Annotated in this window: 1 pseudogene; it reads right to left on the reverse strand. The window is 63.1% G+C overall.

The window, feature by feature from the left end:
* A pseudogene (locus tag SB786_RS36065) lies at nt 1–279 on the reverse strand (hypothetical protein); the annotation flags it as partial.

The following is a 279-nucleotide window of genomic DNA, read 5'->3' on the forward strand; positions in this document are numbered from 1 at the left end:
GGTATGAATCTTCAGCGCATCGTTGATGGAGGCGCCAATCGTCCCCTGCTTCGTGCCATCGGCGCAGTCCTGCGCATCGGCCTTGATCGCATCGGCTACCACGGAGTCTTGCTGCGAAATCAGGCTGCTCGATGTATCGCCCAGGCTGCTGGTGGCGGCGAACGCTGGGCCGGCCAGCATCAGCCAGGCCCCCAGCACGCCACCCAGGACTGCGCGTTTGCCCACAGATTTGCCTACCGCCACAGCGACAGGGTTCAGCCGTCCGTTATACATCTGCGT

Source organism: Burkholderia sp. SIMBA_062, assembly GCF_046534765.1.
Taxonomy (GTDB): domain Bacteria; phylum Pseudomonadota; class Gammaproteobacteria; order Burkholderiales; family Burkholderiaceae; genus Burkholderia; species Burkholderia ambifaria.